We start from the raw sequence: 26044 nt of genomic DNA on the forward strand, positions 1-26044 counted from the left end.
GCTCGTCAGGCTCATAACCTGAAGGTCGTCAGTTCAAATCTGGCCCCCGCAACCATTACTGTTATAAATACAATGCACTAAAAGCCTCCTTCGGGAGGCTTTTCTGCGTTTTAAGTCCGAAATCGACCAGCTACCACATGGCTACTTATCGCTGAACCGGTAACCAATGCCCGGTTCGGTAAAGATGAAGGTCGGGGACAGCGGATCGTCTTTCAGCTTTTCACGTAAGTGCTGGGTGTGGATGCGTAAGTAATGGTTTTGGTCGCTCGAATGACGGCCCCAGACCGCTTTCATAAGCTGGACATGGGTTAAGACCTTGCCGCGGTGGCGGATAAATTCTGACAGCAACTTATATTCAATCGGGGTCAGATGCACATCGTCGCCGTTAAGCCACACCCTTCGGGCGGCCAGATCGACCTTGAGACCGGATTGTTCGATGATTTCTGTGGCCGCCGCAGGAATTTGGGTCGCATGACGCAAGGCGACCGTCACTCGCGCCAACAGTTCTCCCGGCGCAAACGGTTTGGTCAGATAATCGTCCGCGCCGTTTTCGAGCGCTTCAATCTTATCGCTTTCACGATCACGGGCCGACAGGACGATGATCGGAGTTTTTGACCAGTCACGCACCTGACGGATAAAGTCCTGACCGTCCTGATCGGGCAGACCGAGGTCGAGAATGACGACATCGGGCCGGTTGACGGTCAGTTTTTGCAAACCCTCCTTGGCGGTGGCCGCCTCAAGCACCTCATGGTCGCGCGCCGTCAGGGTGGCCCGCAGATAGCGGCGGATATCGGCTTCGTCTTCGATGATAAGAATGGTGGTCATAAAGCTTATTTAGCTACGGGCAGGGTAAAGATAAAGCTGGCGCCGGTGGGGGCATCGTCTTTTGGTGGGTTGTTCTTGGCATAAATCATGCCGCCGTGGGCTTCAACGATACCTTTGCAGATGGCAAGGCCTAAGCCTGTGCCTGACCCATCGCGATCGGCCGCGGGTTTGCCGGAGTGGAATTTATCAAAGATGCGCGCTTCATCGCCGGGGATCAACCCTTCGCCGTCATCGCTGATGCGCACCCGCACCCGGTCGGCATCGGTCTCAAGGGTTATCGTGATCACGCCGTCATCACCCGTGTGGGCAATGGCGTTTTCGATCAGATTGATCAGCACCTGTTCGATCAGCGCGCCGTCGATTTGCACCATCGGCAACTGACCGCTGACCGTGGTGCGGATCTGGCGCGCGCCTTTTTGGGGTTCGACGCGGGCAATGGCCGCCCCGGCGATTTCCTGAATCAGATAGGGCTCAAGGTTCAGGTGCATCTGGCCCGACGTAATGGCCGCCATGCGCAGCAGATTGGTCACAAATTTCTGAAGCCGGGTCAGGTGGCTCCACAGGGAGGTCAGTTCCTCAACCGCTTCACGCGGCAGCTTTTTACGCATTTTGAGTAGGGACGACACCGATCCGTTCATGACGGTCAGCGGGGTTTTCAGGTCGTGCGATAACGATGCCAGCAGGACATTGCGCAATCGTTCGTTCTCAGACTCTACGCGCGAGGTTTCGGCCAACTCGGCCTGACGGGCGCGTTGAAACGCCCCGGCGATCAGGCTGGCGACCGTCTCGAACACGAGCAGGTCAGCGCCGGTGAACTGTCGGTCATCGGCGCGGGGTGTGATCGACAGAACGCCCAGTGGGATGTTTTCCGCCATGACGGGCAGATAAAGGCCGCTGGCTGATGGCAGTGTATCCGTATGACGGCCAGCGATGTGATGGTTTTGCATGACCCAATGCAGCACTCCAATTTCTTTGGCGCCGGTTTCTTTGGCATCTATCAAAGGCGCACCGGCGATCTGGCGCTCACCGGCCCACAGGCGGATATGGGCATCAAAGGCCGGCTGCAGGTGGCGTACGACCACTTCGGCCATAGTATCGACGCCGCGCACCGCTGATAACTGCCGTGACAGGTCGTACAGCAGGCGCGTTTCAGCTTCGCCCTTGCGTGCCAGACGGGCGTGGCGGGACAACTGCGCCGTCAGTGATCCGACAATCAGCGACGTGATCAGCATGACCACAAACGTCACCGCATAGCTGACGTCATCAAAGGTGAAGGTGTAGTAGGGTTTGATGAAAAACCAGTTGAAGGCGGCGACCGACATGACCGAGGCCAGCACCGCCGGGCCGATGCTGAAACGCGCGGCGGTGATGACCACCCCAATCAGGTACAGCATGATCAGGGTGTCAGGATCGGTCAGATTGCGGAACGGCAATCCCACCGCCGTGCAAGCGGCCACGATTGCCGTGGCCATCAGGTGATCGCGGGGGCGGGCGGCCCAGACTTCCCAGCCGGAGGTATCGTCGCGCGGGTTTTCTGCGGTTTCTGAATCAGCATTCAGCGTGGTGATTTCGAGGCCTGCGCCGCGCTCAATCAGCTTTTGCGACAGGGACGTAGCCCCCAACAGCCTGCGCCACCACGGCTGATGGCTGTGGCCAAGTACCAGACGGGTAAAGCCGTTCTGACGGGCATGGCTTAGGATCGCGGTGGCGGCACGGGCGGCATTCAGGCGCACCACGCGCCCGCCCAGTTTTTCAGTCAGCCTCAGATTATGCTCGACCCGCAGGCGCGCCTTGGGCGACAGGGTTTCATGGCGGTCGGTGTGCAGGTAAAGCGCCGACCATGGCGCGCGGGTGCGGTCGGCCATGCGCTTGGTGTGGCGGATCAGCCGAGACGACAGGGCGTCCGGCCCGACCAGCACAAGGATTTTATCGCCTGTAGGAGCTTCGTCGTGGCCTTGCGCGGCGCTTAGGGCATCGTTCTGGGCGTCAACCCGCTCGGTCGTCCGGCGCAGGGCCAGTTCGCGCAGGCGGCCAAGATTGCTCTTTTTGAAGAAGTTTTCAGCGGCGCGGTGGTTGGCCCCTTCGGCCACATAGACCTTGCCGTCATGGAGGCGTTTGAGCAACTCATCGGGCGACAGGTCGATCAGGGCGATCTCATCGGCGGCATCAAAGGCCGCATCGGGCACGGTTTCCTTCACCCACACGCCGGTCAGGCGCGCAACCATATCGTTGAGGCTCTCCAGGTGTTGAACATTGAGCGTCGTATAGACATCAATGCCGTGGTCGAGCAGTTCTTCGATGTCCTGCCAGCGCTTGGGGTGGCGGGAACCTGGCGCATTGGTGTGGGCATATTCATCGACCAGAATGAGGTCGGGGTGTTGGGTAAGCGCCGCATCGAGATCGAACTCATGCACCCTGACCCCGCGATGATCGATTTCGCGCAGAGGAAGAGTCGGCAGACCGTCGATCAGGGCTAAAGTCTCCGCCCGGCCATGATGCTCGGCCACGCCGATGATGACATTGCGGCCTTCATTATGAAGGCGGCGGGCCTCGGTCAGCATGGCAAAGGTCTTACCCACCCCGGCGGAGGCACCAAAAAAGATTTTCAACCGCCCCCGGCGCTTACCGGACGCAGGCTCGCCCTCATCGGTGCGGATGAGGGCGAGGAGTTTATCGGGGTCGGGTCGGGTTATTTCAGGCAATTAAGGCCTGCATTGTTTTTAGCTTCAGACCATTTTGCGAAGTGCGATTCATCTGATCCTCTTGAGGGATGAGGAAAATTGTACAAAGGAATTGATTGGGCCAAACCAGTAGAGAGCATCATTTTGTACGGTACTCCCCCTAAGCAAACTATTGCCTTAAGGTTCGTCATTTTCTTAATTACGTAGCTTAAGACCTTCACAGAGCCTTCAAAGGCAGGGTGTCCTAACCGAAAGTCTTTCAATGGATCTGATGTTGTCCCATGCTTCAGAAAGAAGCAGGCGTTTGCATATAGAATTCCGCTAGCAGATGCGTTTGTCCCAAGTAAATCGGAACGATTTCGCCCCAGAAATTTTAGCAGTCTGGAGTTAGTGCGATACCCTGTCCGATACCGGCCATCACCGTCATTGTGGCGATATACTTTTTCTGCTGATAGGCCAATTGCTATAAGTGCTTCAACTTCATGTGCAGGAGCGAAATCTTGAGCGACGAGAAGTAGTTCACCTTTCCAGTCACCAAATAGCTGCTCAGTCCCGTAGACGGTTGGAGGATCAATACCCATCTCAAAAACATTTTTGTAATCTGGAGACGCTCGCAGTTCTTTGATCCATGGAGGAAACGGTCCGATCTGAATTAAATGTGTCATTTGATCCTCCTTTTTCCATTACTTAAATTTGCCATCCAGTCGGAGATTGACCTCTAGCACATTGACGCGGGCTTCGCCGAAAATTCCAAGCGTGGGGCCTTCGGTTGCAGCGTCGATGGCGGCGCGGACTGTGGCGGCAGGCACGGCGCGGGTAGCGGCAATGCGGGGCACCTGTATCTCGGCGGCAGCGGGGCTGATGTGCGGATCGAGGCCGGAGCCAGACGCGGTGATGAGATCGACCGGGACGGGGCCTTCAACCCCTAGCGCTGTTTTACGGGCGGTGGCGGCTTCATGCAGGGCCGGGTTGTTGACGCCGTAGTTGGAGCCGGAGGAGGCCCCGGCATTATAGGGCGTCTCAGCCGTGGCCGACAGTCGGCCCCACAGATATTCAGGCTTGGTGAAGTTCTGCCCGATCAGGCGTGAGCCGATGACGGTGTCGCCTTCGCGGATCAGGGAGCCCTGCGCCTTGTCCGCAAAGGCAGTGCCTGAAATGGCGGTAACGGTGAGGGGGTAAACCCCGCCGAACAGAACCGTGAACAGGCCAAGCGTCACTAAAGTCGGGCGGATATGGGAGGTGAATGACATGATAAATTCCTTAAACTAAGCCGACGGCGCTCAGGCCCAGATCAATGATCTTGATGCCAATGAACGGGGCGATGATCCCACCGAGCCCATAGATCAAGGCGTGGCGCGTCAGCATGTTGGAGGCCGACTCGGCCCGGTATTTGACGCCTTTCAAGGCCAGCGGGATGAGGGCCACGATGATCAGGGCGTTGAAAATTACCGCGGCCAGAATGGCGCTTAACGGTGACGACAGACCCATGACATTGAGCACGCCTAACGCCGGATAGGTGGTGGCAAAGGCCGCCGGGATGATGGCGAAATACTTGGCCAGATCATTGGAAATGCTGAACGTGGTCAAAGCTCCGCGCGTCATCAAAAGCTGTTTGCCGATTTCGACAATCTCAATCAGCTTGGTCGGATCGCTGTCCAGATCGACCATATTCCCGGCCTCCTTGGCGGCCTGGGTGCCGGAATTCATGGCCACGGCCACGTCCGATTGGGCCAGCGCCGGGGCGTCGTTGGTGCCGTCACCGACCATGGCGACCATCTCTCCGCCTTCCTGCATCTTGCGGATATATTTGAGTTTTGTCTCAGGCGTGGCCTCGGCAACGAAATCATCAACCCCGGCCTCACTGGCAATGGCGGCGGCGGTCAGCGGGTTGTCGCCGGTAATCATCACCGACTTGATGCCCATCTTACGCAGTTCGGCCAGACGGGTCTTGATGTCCGGTTTGACGATATCCTTGAGGTAGATCACGCCCAAAACCTTGGGGCCTTCGGCGACCAGCAGCGGCGTGCCGCCTTTGCGGGCGATGTCTTCGACCGCGGCATTGACACCAGACGGCACCTGTCCGCCTTTGAGGGCGACCAGTTTGGCAATGGCGTCGCCGGCGCCTTTCATGATGTGGCGTTCATTGATGATGACACCCGACGCGCGGTGCTCGGCCGAAAACGGAATGAAGGTGGCCTCAATATCGGCGGGAGCGCGGGCCACAATATCAAACTGCGCACGGGCCAGCGTGACCACTGATCGGCCTTCGGGGGTCTCATCGGCGAGAGACGATAGCTCTGCCGCTTCGGCTAACTGGCGGGCGGTGACATTGGGGGCGGGGATGAACTCGACTGCCTGACGGTTGCCAAAGGTGATGGTGCCGGTCTTATCGAGCAGCAGGACGTTGATATCACCGGCCGCTTCGACGGCGCGGCCTGATGTGGCGATGACATTGGCCTTGATCAGGCGCTGCATGCCCGAAATACCGATGGCCGACAACAGCCCCCCGATGGTGGTCGGTATCAGACAGACCAGCAACGCAATCAGGACGACGATCGAAATCACCGTGCCGGACCCGGCCTTGTCCACACTGAACAGCGAGAACGGCAACAGGGTCGCACAAGCCAGCAGGAATACTAATGTTAGCGCTGCCAGCAGGATCGACAGGGCGATTTCATTGGGGGTTTTCTGGCGCTTGGCGGATTCGACCAGTCCGATCATCTTATCAAGGAAGCTCTCGCCCGGATCAGCCGTGACGCGCACGATGATCCAGTCACTGAGCACCCGCGTGCCGCCGGTCACCGCGTCCCGATCACCGCCGGATTCACGGATGACGGGGGCGGATTCGCCAGTGATGGCGCTTTCATCGACCGAGGCTATGCCCTCGATGACCTGACCATCGGCGGGCACGACATCGCCCGCCTCGATGATGATCAGATCGCCTTTGCGCAAGGTGTTGGCGGCGACGACGGTTTGCTTTTTCGATTTGTCGAGCTTTTTGGCCGAGACATCGCGGCGGGCTTTTTTGAGACTGTCGGCCTGCGCCTTGCCGCGGCCCTCGGCGATGGCTTCGGCAAAATTGGCAAACAGCACGGTGAACCATAGCCAGAAGCAGATCAGGCCGACGAACCAGACCGGCTGGCCACCGCTGATGAGCGTGTCAGGGTCGGCAAACATGACCCCAAGGATCGCGGTGGTGACGACCGACCCGACCCAGACCAGGAACATGACCGGGTTGCGGATCTGATAGCGCGGGTCGAGCCGCTGAAAGGCTGCCAGCACGGCCCCCATCATATCGGGTTTGTAGGTTTGAGATGATATTGTCATGAGAGTTTCTCTTTCCTCCTCCCCTGCGAAGCGGGGGAGGTGTCGCAACTTGTTTGCGGCGGAGGGGGCATTTTGTGGTCGGGTTGCCCCCTCCGTCAGCTTCGCGAAAGCTCGCTGCCACCTCCCCCGCTGTGCAGGGGAGGAGAGTGAATTTAGCCTTTGATCATGGTTAAATGTTCGATGACCGGCCCCAGGGCGAGCGCCGGGGCATAGGTCAGCACACCGACGAGGACGATGACCCCGATCAGGATGGCGACGAACAGAGGGGTATGGGTGGGCAGGGTGCCAGCGGAGACGGGCACGCTCTGTTTGACCGCCAGCGATCCGGCAATGGCCAGAACCGGCAGCAGAACAAAGAACCGGCCAAACAACATGCACAACCCCAGCAAGGAATTGTAGAACGGGTTGTTCGCGCCCAGGCCCGCAAAGGCCGATCCATTGTTGTTAGCGGCAGAGGTGAAGGCATAGAGCACCTCAGAAAAACCCTGTGCACCGGGGTTATAGATACCGGCCTGACCGAGCGGTGACAAAACCGCCACAGCCGAGCAGATCAGCACCAGCGCACAGGGCAAGAGTACCGCGATCGAGGCCATCTTGATCTCATAGCCGCCGATCTTTTTACCGAGATATTCCGGTGTCCGCCCGACCATCAGGCCTGCGATAAACACAGTCAGGACGACGAACACCAGCATACCGTAAAGCCCGGAACCTGCGCCGCCATAGATGACTTCGCCAAACTTCATCAGGATCATCGGGATCATGCCGCCCAGCGGCGTAAAGCTGTCGTGCATCGAATTGACCGAACCGTTTGAGGCGGCGGTGGTGGCCGTCGCCCACAAGGCGGAATTGGCGATGCCAAAGCGGGTTTCTTTACCCTCCATGTTAGTCGCGCTATCTGCACCGGCGGCGATCAGATGCGGATTACCCGACTGCTCAAGCGCGATACAGGCGACCGTCATCGGCACGAACACCAGCGTCATGGCCGCAAAGATCGCTATGCCCTGACGTTTGTCACCGACCATCTTACCGAAGGTGAAACAGAGTGCTGCCGGGATCAGCAGGATTGAGATCAATTCAACGAAATTGCTAAATGGTGTGGGGTTTTCAAACGGATGGGCGGAGTTGGTATTAAAGAAACCGCCACCATTGGTGCCAAGCATCTTGATGGCTTCTTGCGATGCGACCGGGCCCAGAGCCAGAGTTTGCGACCCGCCTTCGAGCGTTTGGGCCGTGATATAGGCGCTAAAGGTCTGGATAACCCCTTGCGAGCCAAGAACAACCGCGACGATCAGCGCCAGCGGCAGCAGCATATAGAGATTGATGCGCACCAGATCGGTCCAGAAATTGCCAAGCTTACTTGTTGATCGCCGGGAAAGGCTGCGCATCAATACCGCCAGCACGGCAATACCGACGGCGGCTGAGACAAAGTTCTGCACCGTCAGGCCGACCATCTGGCTGAAATAGCTTAGCGTGGTCTCACCGCCGTAAGATTGCCAGTTGGTATTGGTGACAAAACTGACAGCCGTATTAAACGCCAGATCGGGCGTCAGACCGGGCAGGCGCTGCGGATTGAGCGGCATAAATCCTTGCGATAACAACAGCCCAAACAACAGCAAAAAGCCACCGAGCGAAAAAGTAATGACGGCGGTCGCGTACTGTTTCCAGGTCATGTCCTCATTCGGACGCGACTGGCTAAGGTTCAAAAACGCGCGCTCGACAGGTGCAAGCACAGGCGACAAAACCGTCCGTTCGCCTGACAGGACGCGGGCGATATACCCGCCGAGCGGCACCGCCAGCGCCGTCAGCACACACATATAAAAGCCAAGCTGCAACCAGCCGCTGGCTGTGACACCGAGCATCATGTCGGTTTCTCCGGAAATTTCTGTTTATGGGAAAAGCTCAGGCTTGATCAGGGCAACGATCAGATAGCCCGCCAAAGCGACGGTCACTAAACCTGCGGCGATATAGAGCGCGATCATGATCCGCCCTCACGCAAGCGATCGGCGAAACCGATAAAAGCCAGGCACAGGCCAAAAAAGCCTGCCCCCGCGATAAGATATACGATGGCCATATAAAAAGCCCTCCGTTCACGTTTAAGATGGGAGGGCTTTAGGCTGATCGGCATATAGGCGGTGTATGATTGCGGAGGTGGGCTATATATTTTTTATATAGGGCGCCTAACTGTCCTTAGACGCTAAGCCATGGACATACGGACGTTCTTGATAGTCGAAAAACGCGAAATCGGCAGGCAGAACCGTGCCGGACATATCCTGACAGGCCATGCCGACAAATGCGCCAGTGAAATTGGGCAGGCCCGGTGCCGTGGCTTCGTCGGACAAAATACTGGCGTCGAAAAGCTCTTCGATCCATGTCCAATCGTCGTCGCCCATCAGCTTGAACGCAAAGCGCAGGCGCTCATAATCGACCTCTACCCGTAAGGCGATTGGGCCTGAACCGATCGGTATCGGTGCGGTGAAGGCATCACCCACAGGCGCATCGGGAAGGGCTGACATGACACGGATATGGCGGCCCACCGTGTCATCGTGCGAGACATGAAGATAGTGGAATTTGCTGCTATTGTAATAGCACACCAGCCCGGCGGCCTGTTGATAATGGACCGGTTCAAAGTCCATTTCCGTCTCGGCGGTATAGCAAAAGGCCTGCTGACGGCGGGCGACGAGCGATTGCTCATAAAGACTGCCTATGGACTCGCGGCCATAGAGTCTGAGGTGGCCGGGCCGCTCGGTCAGGCTGAACAGGCGCTGGGGTTCGGGGGTGCGCAGCCACTGAAAATCAATGGGCAGAACGGGCGTATCGAATGTGGTTCTGACAGGGGGCGTGGTGGCGATCAGCAACGGTTCCGGGCTTTCACATTCCAGCAATGGCAAGCCATCGCCCGCGACCGTCTCCAGCCAGCCGTCCTCGGTCCAGCGCATCGGCTGAATGGCGGTTTCACGCCCCATCACGCAGCGCCCGCGGTTGGGCAAAGGGCGGCCGCACAGATAGACCATCATTGGCGTGCCATCGCTGGCCTCAACCCAATCGGCGTGACCGGCCCGTTGCAGCGGGCTGTCGGGACGGCCCCGGCTGGTCAGGATGTGACCGTTCGGGGCCAGTTCGTAAGGGCCCATGAGCGACTGCGATCGCGCCAGAGTGACGGCGTGGTTCCAGCCGGTGCCGCCTTCGGCCGTCAGCAGATAATACCAGCCGTTGCGCTTATAGATATGGGGGCCTTCGGTGAAGCCAAGCAAGGTGCCTTCGAAAATGAGGCTTCGCGCCCCGATCAGGGTCTGTTCAGCGAGTGAGTATTCCTGAATGACAATCCCGGCAAAGCGATTGCGTCCGGGGCGGTGGTCCCACAGCATGTTGGTCAGGTACTTGCGGCCATCGTCATCATGAAACAGTGACGGATCGAAACCGCCGCTATTCAGGAAAACCGGATCAGACCAATCGCCGCCAATCGTGGGGCAGGTGACCAGATAGTTATGGAAATCGCGCAGTGACGCCCCGCTGGCCCCCCCGACGGTGGTGCGGCCGTAGCGTTTGACATCGGTATAGATCAGGTAAAACAAACCATCGGCATAGGTCAGACACGGTGCCCAAACGCCGCAGCTATCGGGAGCCCCACGCATATCAAGCTGGCTTATGCGATTAAGCGGCCGCGCGATCAGCCGCCAGTTAACCAGATCGCGCGAGTGGTGGATCTGCACGCCCGGATACCATTCAAAGGTCGAGGTGGCGATGTAGTAGTCATCGCCGACCCTGACGATGGACGGATCGGGGTTAAAACCGGGCAGGATCGGGTTGCGGATCATGGCTTGACCTCCGCTTCAGGTGCAGGCGCTTTGACCAGAGTCCACAAAACGGCAGCGGCGATCAGATCAAGCACGCCCAACACAATAAAGAACGGCTCATATCCGACGGTGGTGACCAGCGCCCCGATGGCCAGTGAAAACAGCAGAACCCCCAGATTGGCAAAGGTGCCCGCCATGCCGGTGACCGTGCCGACTTCGTGTTTGCGAAAAAGGTCGGTCGACATGGTGATTACGGTCACCGACAGGGTTTGGTGCGCGAAGGCCCCCAGACACAAGAGCCCGATGGCGACATAGGGACTATCGACCATGCCGACAAATATCATGCCGGTCATCAGGATGGCCCCCAGCGTGAAGGTCCAGCGGCGGGCATTGATCAGGGAAACACCGCGCTTTTGCAGCCAGAGAACGACCGCAGGCCCGAACAGGCAGCCAATGTCGGCGGCGACAAACGGCAGCCACGCAAATAGCGCGATCTGGGTCAGGTCGAACCCGCGCGAGGTGGCCAGGTATAACGGCATCCAGAAGGTCAGCGTGCCCCAGGTCGGGTCGGCCAGAAAGCGTGGCAGGGCAATGCCCCAGAAGTTGCGCTGACGCAGGATTTTCATGGGCGATGGCTTTTCAGCGCTGCCTGCCAGAAAGCTTTCCTGGCCTTCCTTGATGTAGGTTTTTTCCGTCTCAGACAGGGCCTTGTGCTTTTCCGGGGATTGATAGCAGAAGATCCACAAAACCACCCAGATTAGCGCGAACACGCCGGTGATCACAAAAGCCATGCGCCAGTTGTAATAAAGGATGGCCCACACGACCAAGGGCGGCGCCAGCATCGATCCGAATGACGCGCCGATGTTGTAAATACCACCCGCCAGTCCGCGTTCCTTGGCCGGAAACCATTCAGCGACGACCTTAAGGCCACCGGGATGGGCGATGCCTTCGGCGAAACCCAACAACCCGCGCAGGGCCGCCAGACCCTGCCAGCTATTGGCCAGACCGTGGGCCATGGTGATTAGACCCCAGGCGGTGGCGAAGATGGCAAAGCCCCATTTCAGCTTGATGATATCCAGAAAATAACCCGCGATGGGCTGCATCATGATGCCAAGCTGAAACAGGCCGGTGATATAGCTATATTGCTGTGTCGTGAGGTTAAGCTCGGTCGTAAGCGTCGGGGCCGCGACGCTTAAGGTGCTGCGCGTCAGGTAATTGATAATCGTGCCGAGCATCACCAGCCCGATGATCCACCAGCGCAAGGCCCGTATAGGTTTTGCGAACATAAGCCAACCTCTCCCTGTTTTATATTTTTGAGGAGGGTGGCATGTTCTGATTGATAGCGCTACCAGAAATTTCCGTTCAGATTTCGGGCGGAATTTCGCCCGATTTGTATGATCACGTCATCTGGCAATATATCCAAAAGGATAGGTCATGGCTGTCGCGTCACCATTCGTTTTAGCGGTTAACCGCTTTGGACTTGGGGCTTCTGTAAGCTCTGGTGCTCTGGCCGGTGATGCGCGGGCCGCGCTTAAGGCGGAGATGACGCCGCCTGATCCATTGGCCGATTTGCCCCCGACGCCCGTACTGATGCAGCAGTTAGAGGTTTATCAGGCGGCCCGGCGCGATAATCGCAAAGCCGCGGCGGCCATGCCCGAAATGGCAGAGGATATGGCTCCTGAAAAACCAGAGATGATGGCGGAGGGCAAAGGCAAAAAGCAGGCCCGTCAGATGGACGATGCACCTGATAATCCCCGTCGTCGGGTTTTCATTGATGAGCTGTCCGCCCGCTATGACGGCAGCCTGCGGACACCGGTGATCGGGTTTAATGAGCGGCTGGTGATGTTCTGGGCCAATCATTTTGCGGTTGCCGTCAACCGGTCTTTGCCGGTAGGCGTGCTGGCCGGGGCCTATGAGCGCGAGGCGATCCGGCCCCACATATTCGGATCGTTTACCGACCTTTTGATATCGGTTGAGCGCCATCCTGCCATGCTTATGTATCTGGATAATCACCAATCGATCGGCCCCAATTCACGCGCCAACCGCAAAGGGCAGCGGGGCCTGAATGAAAATCTGGCCCGCGAAATCCTTGAGTTACATACGTTGGGGGTGAACGGCGGCTACGCTCAGGCCGATGTCACCAGCTTTGCCAAGGTTATCACCGGCTGGGGCCTTGACCGCAAGGCCGGTGATTTCGGCTTCAATGCCAATCAGCACGAACCGGGGCCGCAGACGGTGATGGGAAAGGCCTATGCCCAGGGCGGGCAGGATCAGGGCCTGGCGGTGCTGAAGGATCTGGCCCGTCATCCGGCGACCGCAAAACACATTGCGTTTAAACTGGCCCGTCATTTCGTGGCTGATGTGCCGCCGCCGTCGCTAGTCGAGAAACTGAGCCAGAGCTTTACCCGCAGCGATGGTGATCTGAAAGCGGTCTATGAGGCCCTGATTGACGCGCCCGAAAGCTGGAACCCGCAACCTGCCAAAATCCGCTCCCCGCAGGAGCATCTGATTGCCATGATCCGCGCCAGTGACGCCAAAATGAAACCGGCTTTGGTCGCGACCACGCTTAAGGCTATGGGCCAGCCGCTGTGGGAACCACCGGGACCGAACGGTTTTGCGGATACCGCGGATGTCTGGGCGTCACCCGAAGGTTTGAGCACGCGTCTTGAGGTCGCCAACAGTTTATCGATACGGGCAGCGGAGCGGCTGGATGCCCGCGAACTGGGCGACAGCCTGTTTGGCCCGTCATTGAGTGAGACGACCCGCACCGCCATTGCCCGTGCCGAGAGCCGGTCACAAGGTCTGGCCATATTATTCATGTCCCCCGAATTTATGAGGCGCTGATCATGACTCTGCACAGACGTAATTTACTGGGCCTGATGGGAGCGAGCGCCGCCTTTGGCGGATTTGGCATGGCCCATGCGGCCACAGGCCGCGATCCGCGTTTTGTCACCATTATCCTGCGCGGGGCGCTGGATGGTTTAAGCGCCGTGCCGCCGGTCGGCGATCCGGATTTTGAGCGGGTACGTGGGGAACTGGCGTCGATTAAAACCGATGCTCTACCGCTTACTGATTTGTTTGCGATTAATCCGGCCATGCCGCAGTTCGCACGACTTTATAAGGCGGGGCAGGGGGCGGTGGTCCATGCAGTGGCCTCATCCTATCGTGAACGCTCGCACTTCGACGGGCAGGACATCTTAGAAAGTGGTCAGGAAAAGACCGGCTTTACCCGCTCCGGCTGGATGAACCGGCTGTTGACCGTCATGCCCAAGGGACAGGGTGCGCCGATCCGTGGCTTGGGCGTGGGGGCCACCACGCCTCTGGTCATGCGCGGGGAAGCCGAAGTGCTGGGCTGGGCGCCGTCTAGCCTGTCGCCGGTAGATCCGGATTTGCCAGCGCGGTTGATGGCGCTTTATGAACAGTCCGATCCGCTGTTGTATAAGGTGCTGACCGAAGGGGTTGAGACCGGTAAGATCGCTGCCAATATGACCCAAACCAATGCGCGCGGCGGCTCGGCTGATCCGGCCATGATGGTGCAGATGGCGCAGGGGGCTGCCAATCTGATGGTTCAGCCCGAAGGGCCGCGTCTGGCGGCGCTGGCCTTTGATGGCTGGGATACCCATGCGCAGGAAACCGCCCGTTTGACGAAGTTATTGGGCGGACTTGATCAGGCGATTGCGGCCTTTGAGACGACTTTGGGGCCTGCGTGGCAGGATACGACCATACTGGTGGTTACGGAGTTTGGCCGGACCGTCAATCCCAACGGCACCAAGGGGACTGACCATGGCACCGGCACAGTGGCGTTTCTGGCAGGTGGTGCTGTTAAGGGCGGTCGGATCATAGGTGACTGGCCGGGTCTGAAAGACGGTCAGTTATATGAAAACCGCGATCTGATGCCCACAACCGATCTGCGGGCGGTCATTAAGGGCATTGCGGCGGATCAGTTCGGGGTATCGGCTTCGTCTTTGTCAGCTACGGTGTTTCCGGGGTCTGAGCGGGTAGCGCCGATCAAGGGGCTGATCGCCTAAATCCGGAATACCGATTTGGGGATATGAGTGATGCGGCAGGCCAGATCGGCTTCGCCGGACGCGACAATATAGTGGTCGCCGCCATCAACTATGCCGGTCGTGAAGACGACATCATCAAGGTACATCTTGTCCTTTAGCGGCTCAGTCAGGCGGGGGCTGGCCTCAAGCAGCGGATGGAGTGCGGTATGGGTCACGCGGCTGGGGTCGTCCTTATCCAGTAATGACCAGTAGGTACGGTAGATGCCGACGACTGCCTTCGGCTCAACCCCATGCCACAGGCTCAGCCAGCCATCGGGCGTCAGGATCGGTGGTGTGCCGCCGCCCATGCGGGCCGTGGCTGCCGTGCCCTTCTTTGGGCGCAGGCCGGGGTGCGTGCAGGGCTTCCAGTAGAGCGCATCTTTCGAGGTCGCCAGATTAATCGATGGCCCGGCATGCCATGGACTGTCCGGCGGATATGCGAAATAGACATCCCCCAAAGGCCTTGTCTGCGCCCAGTATTCATCCTTGATCAGGCCTTCAAAGATCAGCATGTCCTTGTTCTGGTGGTCCAGAACCATGTCGGCAAAGCGCCAGTCCAGACCGTTTTGAGATCTGTAAAGCACGGTCGCGTGACGCTCTGGGCTGACCGAGCAGGTGGTCATCAGCCACTCACCATTCACCTGGCTAATGCGCGGGTCTTCGATGCCATAGCACTGAAAGCTGGCGGTGGGCGTGATCGCCTTATCGTAGTGGATGTTGATAATCTCCAGTCCGTCAGGACTCAACTCCACTGGCAAAAGCCACGATAGGGAGGTCAGGGCTATGACCTTCCATGAGGCGTCAGTAACCTTAAAGACGCGTGGGTCGGTGGTATCGACCCTATCCAGCGGCCACGGATCAAGAACGTAGCCGGATTGGGCGTCCCATCTGATGGCGTGGATGTGGCCATTCGCAATTGGCGTTTTCAGGGCCTCAGCGACACGCACCATCATCAGCAGATTGCCGCTTTCCAACCGCGTCAGGCCGGGGTTGAAAGCCCCCAGCACAAAGGTTTCCGCCCCAAGCCCTACCCTAAGCCCCGCCACAGGCGATCGCGACAGATCTATATCGTCGGGCGTCAGGATCAGGCGGTCGGTGGCGTAGGTCATGCTTTGTGGCTATAGGTGCGTTTAATGCGTAGGCTCAGTGACGCTCAGCGGTTTCATGACTCGGCGCCGTCCGGCTGAGGGGCGGTTATAGGCCTCAATTTCCTGACGCAGATAGGTTTCAAGCTCCGCATCGTTCTGGCTGGCGGCCTGAATGACATAGATGATCTTTTCGCGGGTATCACTGTGGGGGCGTTTGCCCGTCGAAAAGGCGTGCAGTACCGCGTCAAGATACTGATTGAGCAGGCGATGATCGGGGACTATCGCGGTGGTCATGGTCTCCTCCTTATGATTGTGGGGTCACTTACTGTCCGGCAAAGGACATAAGAGAGCAATTGGCAAGTTAACCATTGAGCGCATTTCGCTCATAAGGCGAGCCTTATGAATGTCTGCTCGCGGTAAGTTTACCGGGGGTGAATGGAAAATTCGCGCGTCAGGGGATATGTTTCGGTGAGAACTGACCGGGACATCGGGAGACAGTGCATGGTTGAGATGTATGGCCTATATCGCGGGTGTGGCCTTAACCGCGAAGAACTGGTGGTTTACGGCAATGGCGAAGTGGATTTTGTTACCACGCGAAAATCCTACGAAGCGGCAGGGTTCACCCCGCGCTATGAAGACCTGCCGTGGAAAGAGTCGCTTGAGGAGCTGATGCCGGGTTGAAACCCTGTCCGCAGGACGGCTATGAGCAGATATACATTGCTCAGGAGTGACTCGTGGCCGTGAAAATCTATGGCATCAAGAATTGCGACACTATGGTCAAGGCCCGCCGCTGGCTGGAGGCGCACGGCATTGAGGCTGTGTTCCATGACTATAAGGCATTGGGCATTGAAGCCGCGGTGCTTAAGGGCTGGGCGGATCGCATCGGCTGGCAAAAGTTGATCAATACCTCCGGTCAGACATTTCGGAAATTGCCAGAAGAAGAACGCGCCGATCTGGATGAGGCCAAGGCGTTGCGGCTGATGCAGGCGCAGCCGTCGATGATCCGGCGGCCTATACTGGACACGGGTGACGAACTCATCGCAGGTTTCAAGCCGGAAATATATGAGAGGCTGTTTACATAACCTGAAAGCCCGCCACACCGGCGGGCTTTTTTCTGTTCTGATGTGAACATTACAAATGTGTTATGTATCGATAGGTATCTTGTAATGAATGGTAGCTTGCTATAAATAGGTAGTCAGGCGGTGAGATTGATCACCGCAGCCCGAACGCTTCGGCGGAAGGATGGGAAAATGCCTGAACCTATTGATATACAACTTAAAAAGGGCGTGCTGGGCCTGTGTGTCCTGGCCGTGCTCGCCCGCCGTGAAAACTATGCCTATGAGATCGCCAGCCTCTTGTCAGGCGCGATCGGCATGGGCGAAGGGACGATCTACCCCCTGATGCGGCGCATGCAGACGGACGGTCTGGTGGAAACCTATCTGGTCGAATCCTCATCCGGTCCGTCGCGCAAATACTACCGTCTGACCCCGGCGGGTCATCAGGCGCTTAAGGCGCAAAGCGACGAATGGCGCGGGTTTGCCCGCGCTGTTGACGCCCTGCTTGAGCCCATAGCTGAGCCCGCCGAACCGCAACCCGTAAACGAGGCCTGATCCATGACCCGTACTGAATTTCTCACTAAACTTAAGGCCGGTCTGTCTGACCTTCCGGCCAGCGCCATTGCCGATATTGTGGCCGATTACGAAACCCACTTTGCCGATGGGGCCGCCGCGGGCCGTACCGAAGCCGAAGTGGCTCAGGCTTTGGGTGATCCGGAGCGTCTGGCCCGCGAACTGCGCACCGAAGCCGGCATGAAGCGTTGGGAAGACTCCAAAACGCCGTCGTCAGCGGTGACCGCCGTCTTTGCGGTTATTGGTCTGGGGGCGCTCGATATTTTGGTACTTTTGCCGATTGTTATGGCCATTGCCGGAACCCTGGTCGGGTTCTTTTTCGGGGCCGTTGGCGCTTTCATTGGCGGGGGCGCACTGTTTGCCGCCGGGCCGTTCATGGGCTTGCCGGGTGGGGCTGCGGCCTCATTGCTGGGCGGGCTTGGCCTGATGGCCGCGTCTGTGACGGTCGCCGCTTTGACGGCCGCCGTGACCATCTGGTTCGTCAATGGCATCGTCTGGTATGCGCGTCTGCATTACCGCCTTTTGAAACCCGCCCTGAATGTTCAGTCGGCCTGATTTTGGCCCCTCTGAAGGAGATTTTATCATGATACGCAAACTCTTTATCGTCGCGGGTGCGGGCCTTGTCCTGTCGGTGGTCAGCTTAGGCATTGCCGCCGCCCTGTTCAGCCGCGACATGGCCGCGGACGGATGGAACTGGGCGCGGTTCGAGGACGGCGACCACAGCATCGTCGTCCGCAGCACCACCAAGGCTACGGAAACCACAACCCGCACCCTGACCTGGACGGGTGGTGACCGGCTCGACATCAACATACCGGCGGATGTGATCTATACGCAGGGGCCGGTGGCGTCCGTGAAAATCACCGGTGACAAGGCTATGGTCGATCAGGTGGTGCTCGACGGTGGCCGCCTGACGATAAAAGATGGCTCGGACGAGGAGAAGCACATCAATTTCAATTGGAACGGCGGTAAGTTTCGGCCGAACAACGGCCACCTTACGGTTGAAATCACGGCCCCTTCGGTCACCAGCTTTGGGATTTCCGGCATTGGTGATCTTGAAGTGATCAATTACGATCAGCCAAAGCTTGATCTGGATATTTCCGGAGCCGGTCAGGCTGAGGTTACGGGCCGCACGCAGGCGCTGAATGTCGACATTTCCGGAATGGGGGATGCCGAACTTGAGGGTCTGCAAACCGTCGATGCCAATATCGATGTCAGCGGGGCCGGTGATGCCACAATTGCCGCCACCGGCAAGGTCAATGTGTCGGTTTCCGGAACCGGAAATGTCGACCTGAAAGGCAAGCCGGCCAGTGTCAGTACGGATATATCCGGCCTCGGCAGCGTCGATCAGGAGTAGGTACATACTTCAGGCCCGACTTGCTTTGATGGCACGGCGGGCCTGAATTCAGCAGGATCAAACCTTGATGATCCATTTTTTGCGGCGCAGGTAGTCCATGCACAGCCAGATGAAGGCGATGAACAAAATGACCGGGATCAGGGCGGCGGCGGCTTCGCCGATCAACGGTTTGGCCGCATGATAAGGCAGCAGCGTCAGTTGCCAGCCGACCATGCCCGCCGCCAGATCATGCAGCACATAGGCGGCGATGGCGTTAATCCCAAAGGCCAGCGGAATGTTGACGAGGGCGGTGCCCGCCGCATTGGGTTTGGCGCCGGTATCAAGTGCCGCATGAAGTCCTGCCAGACAGATCGTGGTGATGCCGCAGGTGACCAGCACGAATGTGCTGGACCAGATGTCCTTGATTACCGGAAACACAAAGGCCCAGCCGATGCCGACTGCCAGCATGGCGACACCGGTGCCCAGCAACGGCAGGGCTGAGTTTTTGCCCTTACGGCCCAGCAGATATTCGCCAATGGCCACCCCGATCAAGCCATGCGCCAGTGCGGGCAGGGTGCCCAGAAGCCCTTCGGGGTCATAGCCTTCGGGGCCTTTAACATAGTTGTGGTTGCCTGCGCCGAACATAATCCGATCGACTGAGGCGACGAAATTATGGCCGCGCTGCCATATGTCGTTCGGCAGGCCATCAAGGGCGGGTGCCAGACTGAGCGGCCAGTAGAGCGCCAAAATGGCAACGGTAATGCCTATACGGACTTTTGGCCCGCACAGGAAAAACAGCACAGCGCATCCGCCGTAGACCAGACCGATGCGCTGAAGCACGCCCCAGAACCGCCAGGTTGTTTCCGACAGGGCCGAAAACCACCACAGATTGGCCAGAATAAACCCGATCAGAAATAGCCGGAACGTGCGCCAGAAAATCTTGAGAGCCTGATCGCGGTTAAGGCCGCTCAATTGGCGCGCCCGATCAAGGGCCATGGGAATGGATACCCCGACCATCATCAGAAAGGCTGGAAACACGACATCGGCGATCATTAGCCCGTCCCAATGGGCATGCAGCAACAGCGGGTAAACCTCGGCATTCTGGCCGTACTTCATGCCGGCGGTGGCGTTGACCAGGATCATGCCCATGACGGTCAGCCCGCGCAGGACATCAAGCGAGATCAGGCGGGGCGGTTTTGCGGTATCGGTCATGGCTGGCTATCCGAGGCGGGTTTGAGGGTAATCTGATCGATCGCAAAGACCGGATCAAGAGACGGACGGGTAAATCCGATGCACAGGTCGTTGAGGCCTGATTGTGCGGGCACTGCGCCGGTAATGGTCGTCAGGCGCAGGTTGGTTATGATCGTGGAGGGCAAGGCTAAGGTGGCCAAGGTTTCGCCTTCGCAGGTCGGAGCATTACCGATGCGTTTGCGGATAAACATCTCGCCATAGGCTGTGGCGGGCGGCTCAAAACTGACCTTGCGGCGGCCATTGACGGTCAGGAAGTTAAACGGCACCTGACCGACGATTGCGCGGATATTGAGGCCGTGGGACAAATCAACCTGCGGCCACAGCCAGCAGGATTGATAGACATTGACGGCAAACACGGCGCGGTCTTCGCCGGGCGCGTCGTCCTCAAGGTGATGGGGGAAGGGTTCGCCGCAGGTTTGTAACTGATGGTTTTTCCGGGTGGCGACCGTATCGGCGGAAATGGTGTAGGTGCGTTCCCGGCCCAGAGGTGTGCCATTGATATAGGTCTGTGCCGTAATGTGGGCAGGCATATTCACATTCAGCGCTACGCCGTAAGGCGTTGGGGCCGTGCCATTCAGGCGATAGCGTATCTCACCGATTCCCAGATGATTGATCAGAGTGACCTTGGTGGTATCGCCTGCACGCTCAAACGCTATATCAGGCTCAAAGGGAATGGTGTCATAGGTCACCCCCAGCGCATTAAGTCGTTTCAGCGTAGCGGGAAGGGCAGCGCTGAACTGGCTCCAGTCGCGTTTGTCCTGTGGCGACCAGCCGACTTCGGACAGGGCGATCAGGCGCGGAAACACCATTGTCTCCACCTTACGGGCATGGCGCATGTGCTCGGTCCAGACATTAGCCTGAACGCCGATGATGTGGGCTTCGCGCTCCGGCGTAATGCCATCGGGTGTGGAGTCGAAGTCATAGACATCGCGCAGGCTTGCGATCCGTCCGCGGCCCGGAGGCTCATCCGGTGAGGCGCTTTGGGCGCTGTCGAGATAAAGCACGGGCTCCGGCGACAAAACCGTGTCGTGGCCCAGACTTGCGGCTGCGACGGCGCCATCAAGCCCGCGCCAACTCATGACCGTGGCATCAGGCGCCAGACCGCCTTCGAGGATTTCATCCCAGCCGATCATACGCCGTCCGCGTTTGGCAATATGCTGACCTATGCGGGTAATGAACCAGCTTTGTAGTTCGTCTTCGTCTTTCAGGCCCAGTTCTTTGATGCGCTGCTGGATATAGGGGCTGGCGCGCCACTGGTTCTTGATGGCTTCATCGCCGCCGATATGGATGTAATCGGAGGGGAACAGATCCATGACCTCATCCAGCACATCGGTCAGAAACTGGAACGTCGCATCGTCTATATTAAAGAGATAGGGATAGACGCCCCATTTGTTCATACTCTCATTGGGCGATTGCCCGGTGACGCCAAATTCCGGGTAAGCATTGATGGCGGCCAGCGCATGACCGGGCATTTCAATTTCCGGCACAATAGTTATGTTGCGGGCTCTGGCATAGGCGAGCAGTTCGCGCACGTCATCCTGAGTATAAAAGCCGCCGTAGCGTAGCGGGCGACCTTTAGTGTCAAACCCTTGCGCCCCGGCAAGCTGGCGATAGGCCGAAGCCTTAGTTAGTTTGGGGTAGCGCTTGATCTCCAGCCGCCATGCCTGATCGTCAGTCAGGTGCCAGTGCAGGACATTGAGCTTATGGGCGGCCATGGCGTCGATCAGGCGGCGGATATCGGCGGGGCTCTGATAATGACGGGCCGAATCGAGCATCAATCCGCGCCAGCCATAGCGGGGCTGATCCCTTATAGTGAGGGCAGGCAGGGTCGGGTTCTGCTGGGCTAATTGCCATAAGGTCATGGCGCCGTAAAACAGCCCTTCGCGATGGGGGGCGGTTACGGTGATGCCGTCGCGGGTGATATCAAGCCTGTAGGCTTCGATAGCAGAGCTTTCGACGTCGCCGCGCTGAAAGCGAATAGCGGATGGGGTTTGAGAGGTGTTAACGAGCGTTAGGCGAACCCCGGTTGTCTGCATGAGCAGGGTTTGAAACTGCCGGGCGACACCATAGGCTTCTATATCATCGGCTGCGGTCGCTATGACCATGCCGGAAGCCAGCCGGAAGTGGCCGTCTCTGGTGGCGAGGTCAGCGGGTGCCGGCGTGATGTGAACCGCTTGCACAGCCTCAGCGCTGCGAGCCGAAGGCGCATATAATCCGGCAAATATCCCGCCAAGCAAAAGACCAAAGCCTATGGTCTTGCGGCATTGGTTTCTCGCCAGGGTGCTAATTGTGCCTTTTTGCTCGTTTTTAATTGCTACCAATTAGATACCTTTGAGTGGTTTTGTGTGGTTTTTGACGCCTAAATTAGGGGGTTAAATATAACACACTGTCAATGTAATTTTATGACCTCTGTTGCATTTGAGGTATTATATAGCCGTATTGTATGTGTGTTATTTTGATTTATGTTGAAAATATTTATATAAAACAACGTAATAAATTCGGAATTTGCAATGGTCTGACATTGTGTCGTTTTTGTGTAGACAGTCTTTGGGAACTGTGTTTTGTTGATAATGCCAATATTTAATTGGTAATACCGGTGTGATTATGAAAAGCCGCTTACGCGGGTTGAAATGTCCAAGTGGTATGGATGCGTCAGGCGGGTGGCAATGTCGTTGGGGAACTATCCGGCAGCCGTCTTTATCGGCGTTATCGCGGACTTTATGGGCCAAAGTCACTTTCATTCAGGGGAAGTGGCGGCCGGGGATAAATTGGAGGGTTTCAGGGTATGAAGAGTTTACCTAAGATGTCGCGCACACGTCGCCGTCTCTTGGCGGGATCGGTGCTGGCGAGCGCGGCCGTTCTGGCCTTTGCGGGGCCTGTGCTGGCTCAGGAGGCTGCTGCCGATACAGATACGACCGAGGTCGTGGTGGTTGGCGCGCGTAAAAACCTGCAATCGGCGCAGCAGATCAAGCGTAACGCCGATACGGTCGTCGATTCGATCACGTCTGAGGATATTGGCTCCTTTCCGGATAAGTCGGTGGCCGAAGCCCTGCAACGGGTGGCCGGTATCACCGTGACGCGCTTTGCCGGTACGGACGACACCTCGCACTTTTCGGCAGAACCTTCGGGGGTGATCGTGCGCGGCCTGCCGCAGGTGCGCTCAGAATTTAACGGTCGTGATACATTCTCGGCCAACTCGTCGCGGGGCCTGAGCTGGGGTGATATTTCGCCGGAACTGATGGGCCGCATTGATGTTTATAAGAACCAGACGGCGGAACTGATCGAAGGTGGCATCGCCGGTTCTATTGACCTGCGTACCCGTCTGCCGTTTGACTCCAAGGGCCAGTCAATGGGCCTGACGGTTGATTTTTCATATGGTGATCGCGCCGAAAAATGGGCGCCGTCCGTATCGGGCATCTGGTCCGACCGCTGGGAAACTGAGCTGGGTGAGTTCGGTTTGATGGGGAACCTCGCCTATTCCAAGGTCATCACGGCATCCGAAGGTGTGCAGTATGACCGTATGGCCATTTTTGATGTCGATGCATTCGGGCCTGGTCTGAGCTATGTGCCGTCCGGCATCTATATGCGCGAAAACATCTATGACCGCCGCCGTAAAGGCATATCACTGGCTGGTCAGTGGCGCTCCAATGACCGTACCATGGTCGCCACGGCGCAGTTCAATCGCTCAACCTATGATAATTCGTGGAAAGAGCGCTCAATCTATTCCTCGGCATTTTCCATCTATGGTGCGGCCACGGATTCAATTGTCACCGATCCGGCGCTTTTAGGGGCGCTCAGTGGCACTGATCCTTTGGTGTTTAACGATCAGGGTGATTTTGTCAGCGGATGGTGGTCTTCCCCAACGCTGTACCGTGGTGAGGGTCTTGCGGCGGGCTTGCTGCTGGCCGGTAACGAACTAGGGCAGCCTTACTTTAATCAGTGCTATTCGTGGGAAGGCTGCGTCGGGCGTCAGGCGTCACAACTGGATACGCAATCCAACCGTCTAAAAAACAACCAGTATACTCAAGACGCCTCGCTTAACTTTAAGTGGAACCCGACTGAGAAACTGCGTCTGAATTTTGATGCTCAGTATGTCGAATCCGAAGTGAAAAACTATAACGCTTCAGCCACAGCGCGTACCTTCGTTAACACCTATGTCGATGCGTCGGGTAAATATCCAACCCTGACGTTTGAGCCTGAATCGGCGGAAAACATCAACCTGTCGCCGGGTGGTTTGAATAACGCCAACAACTATTCATACTATTCTGTAACTGAGCATACCGAAGACTCAGAAGGCACCGAACTGGCGCTGCGGGCCGATGCCGAATACGATTTTGACGGCACGTGGCTCGACTCGATCAAGGTTGGGGTGCGTTATGCCGACCGTGACCAAACCGTGCGCTGGGGCGCTTACAACTGGGCTAATATCGCCAATACCTGGGCAAGCTCCGGCCCGTACTATAATATCGATAAGCCAATCTACGGTGATGGCTCATATGAGTTCTACACCTTTGATTCCGACTTCTTTGACGGCAATCAGATGAACCAGCACACCTTTGCTTTCTTCAGCATGGATCGCCTGATGGACCGCGAAGGCTTTGGTGAGACCCTCCGGGCTGATCGCGTCAAGGGGCCGGGCTATGTTCTGACGGGTGATGACTTTGCGCCGGTATGTTCCAATATGGGTTATCGTGCGGGTGAAACCATCGTTAGCGACTATGGCTGCTACAAGCCAAACGAAATTCTTGAGTTTAATGAAAAGACTTCAGCGGCCTACTTCATGCTGAAATTTGGCGGACCGGATGCCACCATCGGCGGGATTGGGGTTTCAGGCAACATCGGTGCGCGTTACGTAGAAACAACAGACACCACTGAAGGATCGGTTACCTACCCGGTGGCTTTCTCAAACGCAGCGCTGGTCTGTACACGGCCAACGCCTGCAGACGTACCGCCGGGGGCGCCTGTGCCGCCGCCGACCAACGGCTGCGTAACTTCGGCTGAAGAAATTGCCTTCAACAATGGTAGTTTTATGCTCTCGTCAGCCAAGGCCAAGCACGAGCACTGGCTGCCCAGCTTCAACCTGAAACTTGATGTCACCGATGAATGGGTCGTGCGTTTAGCGGCGTCTCGTGCCATGTCGCGTCCGGATGTCGGTTTGCTGCGTAATTATGTGACGGTTGGCCGTATCAGCCCGAACCTGTCGAACAGCAGTGACCCGAACATCATTCGCAATACAGCCGGTGATATTGTCGGCTATAACTGGCAGTATCAGGCCAATTCCGGTAATCCCTATCTGGAGCCGATCACGGCGGATCAGTTTGACATCACGGCGGAATACTACTTCGCGGCGGTCGGGTCGCTGACCGCAACCGCCTTCTACAAGAAGTTCAATAATTACATTCAAAACGGCACCTATAATCTGGACGTGACCAATAACGGCGTGACCCGTTCTGTTCTGGTCGAGGGGCCTATGAATGGTGATGGCGCCAAGATTTCCGGTTTTGAAGTGGCTTATCAGCGCTTCTTCGACTTCCTGCCGGCGCCGTGGGACGGTCTGGGAGTTCAGGCCAACTACACCTACGTCAAGAATGACGGCATTGAGACCACTCACCTAACCAATGAAACCGGTCAGGGAACGGCGGGCGGCGGCGTATCCTATGATGGTACGGCGGTTAAGGCTGATGCTCTGGAAGGTGTATCGGAGAATGCCTACAACCTCGTGATGATGTACGAAAAGGGTAAGATCGCGGCCCGTCTGGCCTATAACTGGCGCGATGAGTTCCTGGTGACAGCCATTGACTGTTGTACGGGTCTGCCCATCTGGCAGGAAGCGGCCGGGTATCTTGATGGTTCGGTGCGGTACCGAGTGAATGATACACTGGAACTATCGGTTCAGGGCTCGAACCTGCTTGGTGAAGATACCGTGCTCTTGCAGCAGGTCAATAACGATGGCCTGCTCAAGCCCAACGCCTGGTTCAAGAATGACCGTCGCGTTCAGGTTGGTCTGACGCTTAAATACTAAACCGTCCTTAGCGGTTTGGAATATGGCGCATCACCTGATCGGTGGTGCG

General features: G+C 57.5%; 21 protein-coding genes. 8 read left to right on the plus strand and 13 right to left on the minus strand.

All coding sequences use genetic code 11. The features are described from left to right. Window positions 1–141 precede the first annotated feature (141 nt). The 9 genes from IE102_RS11030 to IE102_RS11070 all read right to left on the minus strand — a co-directional run bounded on the left by IE102_RS11030 (window position 142) and on the right by IE102_RS11070 (window position 11913). Window positions 142–825: a response regulator gene (locus IE102_RS11030; protein ID WP_189486579.1), complete on the minus strand. Its 684-nt coding sequence runs from the start codon at window positions 823–825 to the stop codon at window positions 142–144. A gap of 5 nt (window positions 826–830) precedes the next feature. Next, window positions 831–3527: a DUF4118 domain-containing protein gene (locus IE102_RS11035; RefSeq protein ID WP_229807714.1), complete on the minus strand. Its 2697-nt coding sequence runs from the start codon at window positions 3525–3527 to the stop codon at window positions 831–833. Beyond that, window positions 3515–4171, minus strand: coding sequence for a hypothetical protein (locus tag IE102_RS11040; protein ID WP_189486581.1), 657 nt, complete (start codon window positions 4169–4171; stop codon window positions 3515–3517). Before IE102_RS11040 ends, IE102_RS11035 begins: the two co-directional genes overlap by 13 nt. Before the next feature lie 18 nt (window positions 4172–4189). Continuing rightward, window positions 4190–4756 carry a potassium-transporting ATPase subunit KdpC gene (gene kdpC / locus IE102_RS11045; RefSeq protein ID WP_189486583.1) on the minus strand — a complete coding sequence of 189 codons (567 nt, stop codon included), beginning with the start codon at window positions 4754–4756 and terminating at the stop codon, window positions 4190–4192. Window positions 4757–4766: 10 nt separating this feature from the next. Continuing rightward, window positions 4767–6833: a potassium-transporting ATPase subunit KdpB gene (kdpB, locus tag IE102_RS11050; RefSeq protein ID WP_189486585.1), complete on the minus strand. Its 2067-nt coding sequence runs from the start codon at window positions 6831–6833 to the stop codon at window positions 4767–4769. Between the two features lie 152 nt (window positions 6834–6985). Further along, entirely contained in the window at window positions 6986–8695 is a 1710-nt protein-coding gene (gene kdpA, locus IE102_RS11055; RefSeq protein WP_189486587.1) for a potassium-transporting ATPase subunit KdpA, read from the minus strand. A 24-nt stretch (window positions 8696–8719) separates the two neighbouring features. Then, the gene (kdpF, locus tag IE102_RS11060) at window positions 8720–8812 is read right to left on the minus strand and encodes a K(+)-transporting ATPase subunit F (protein WP_189486589.1); all 93 of its coding nucleotides are present in this window, start codon (window positions 8810–8812) and stop codon (window positions 8720–8722) included. Window positions 8813–9010: 198 nt separating this feature from the next. Continuing rightward, window positions 9011–10648, minus strand: coding sequence for a glycoside hydrolase family 43 protein (locus IE102_RS11065; RefSeq protein WP_189486591.1), 1638 nt, complete (start codon window positions 10646–10648; stop codon window positions 9011–9013). Then, entirely contained in the window at window positions 10645–11913 is a 1269-nt protein-coding gene (locus IE102_RS11070) for an MFS transporter (protein ID WP_189486593.1), read from the minus strand. Before IE102_RS11070 ends, IE102_RS11065 begins: the two co-directional genes overlap by 4 nt. 148 nt (window positions 11914–12061) lie before the next feature. On the opposite strand from IE102_RS11070, the gene IE102_RS11075 reads away from it, so the two are divergent. Together IE102_RS11075 and IE102_RS11080 are read left to right on the plus strand one after the other, a co-directional pair. Continuing rightward, entirely contained in the window at window positions 12062–13471 is a 1410-nt protein-coding gene (locus IE102_RS11075) for a DUF1800 domain-containing protein (RefSeq protein ID WP_189486595.1), read from the plus strand. Window positions 13472–13473: 2 nt separating this feature from the next. After that, window positions 13474–14655 carry a DUF1501 domain-containing protein gene (locus tag IE102_RS11080; protein WP_189486597.1) on the plus strand — a complete coding sequence of 394 codons (1182 nt, stop codon included), beginning with the start codon at window positions 13474–13476 and terminating at the stop codon, window positions 14653–14655. On the opposite strand, the gene IE102_RS11085 is transcribed toward IE102_RS11080, so the two are convergent. Both IE102_RS11085 and IE102_RS11090 read right to left on the minus strand, forming a co-directional pair. Next, window positions 14652–15782 (minus strand): glycoside hydrolase family 130 protein, encoded by a 1131-nt coding sequence (locus tag IE102_RS11085; RefSeq protein WP_189486599.1) that lies wholly within the window; start codon window positions 15780–15782, stop codon window positions 14652–14654. The genes IE102_RS11080 and IE102_RS11085 overlap by 4 nt on opposite strands. Before the next feature lie 21 nt (window positions 15783–15803). After that, window positions 15804–16055 carry a hypothetical protein gene (locus tag IE102_RS11090; protein WP_189486601.1) on the minus strand — a complete coding sequence of 84 codons (252 nt, stop codon included), beginning with the start codon at window positions 16053–16055 and terminating at the stop codon, window positions 15804–15806. A 207-nt stretch (window positions 16056–16262) separates the two neighbouring features. Here IE102_RS11090 and IE102_RS11095 point away from each other — a divergent pair, with 207 nt between their 5' ends. The 5 genes from IE102_RS11095 to IE102_RS11115 all read left to right on the plus strand — a co-directional run bounded on the left by IE102_RS11095 (window position 16263) and on the right by IE102_RS11115 (window position 18743). Further along, window positions 16263–16442 carry a hypothetical protein gene (locus tag IE102_RS11095; RefSeq protein ID WP_189486603.1) on the plus strand — a complete coding sequence of 60 codons (180 nt, stop codon included), beginning with the start codon at window positions 16263–16265 and terminating at the stop codon, window positions 16440–16442. Between the two features lie 53 nt (window positions 16443–16495). Then, the gene (locus tag IE102_RS11100; protein ID WP_189486605.1) at window positions 16496–16843 is read left to right on the plus strand and encodes an ArsC family reductase; all 348 of its coding nucleotides are present in this window, start codon (window positions 16496–16498) and stop codon (window positions 16841–16843) included. Between the two features lie 168 nt (window positions 16844–17011). Beyond that, the gene (locus IE102_RS11105; RefSeq protein WP_189486606.1) at window positions 17012–17371 is read left to right on the plus strand and encodes a PadR family transcriptional regulator; all 360 of its coding nucleotides are present in this window, start codon (window positions 17012–17014) and stop codon (window positions 17369–17371) included. Window positions 17372–17374: 3 nt separating this feature from the next. Further along, window positions 17375–17944 carry a DUF1700 domain-containing protein gene (locus tag IE102_RS11110; protein WP_189486608.1) on the plus strand — a complete coding sequence of 190 codons (570 nt, stop codon included), beginning with the start codon at window positions 17375–17377 and terminating at the stop codon, window positions 17942–17944. A gap of 28 nt (window positions 17945–17972) precedes the next feature. Next, window positions 17973–18743 (plus strand): GIN domain-containing protein, encoded by a 771-nt coding sequence (locus IE102_RS11115; protein ID WP_229807715.1) that lies wholly within the window; start codon window positions 17973–17975, stop codon window positions 18741–18743. A gap of 57 nt (window positions 18744–18800) precedes the next feature. Here the strand turns inward: IE102_RS11115 and IE102_RS11120 are convergent, their stop codons facing one another. Both IE102_RS11120 and IE102_RS11125 read right to left on the minus strand, forming a co-directional pair. Continuing rightward, window positions 18801–19934: an acyltransferase family protein gene (locus IE102_RS11120; protein ID WP_189486610.1), complete on the minus strand. Its 1134-nt coding sequence runs from the start codon at window positions 19932–19934 to the stop codon at window positions 18801–18803. Continuing rightward, window positions 19931–22294, minus strand: a complete 2364-nt coding sequence (locus tag IE102_RS11125) for a beta-N-acetylhexosaminidase (protein ID WP_189486612.1) — start codon at window positions 22292–22294, stop codon at window positions 19931–19933. Before IE102_RS11125 ends, IE102_RS11120 begins: the two co-directional genes overlap by 4 nt. A gap of 464 nt (window positions 22295–22758) precedes the next feature. Here IE102_RS11125 and IE102_RS11130 point away from each other — a divergent pair, with 464 nt between their 5' ends. Beyond that, entirely contained in the window at window positions 22759–25995 is a 3237-nt protein-coding gene (locus tag IE102_RS11130; RefSeq protein WP_189486614.1) for a TonB-dependent receptor, read from the plus strand. The last annotated feature ends 49 nt before the right edge of the window (window positions 25996–26044 follow it).

The organism is Asticcacaulis endophyticus (genome assembly GCF_014652575.1).
Taxonomy (GTDB): domain Bacteria; phylum Pseudomonadota; class Alphaproteobacteria; order Caulobacterales; family Caulobacteraceae; genus Asticcacaulis; species Asticcacaulis endophyticus.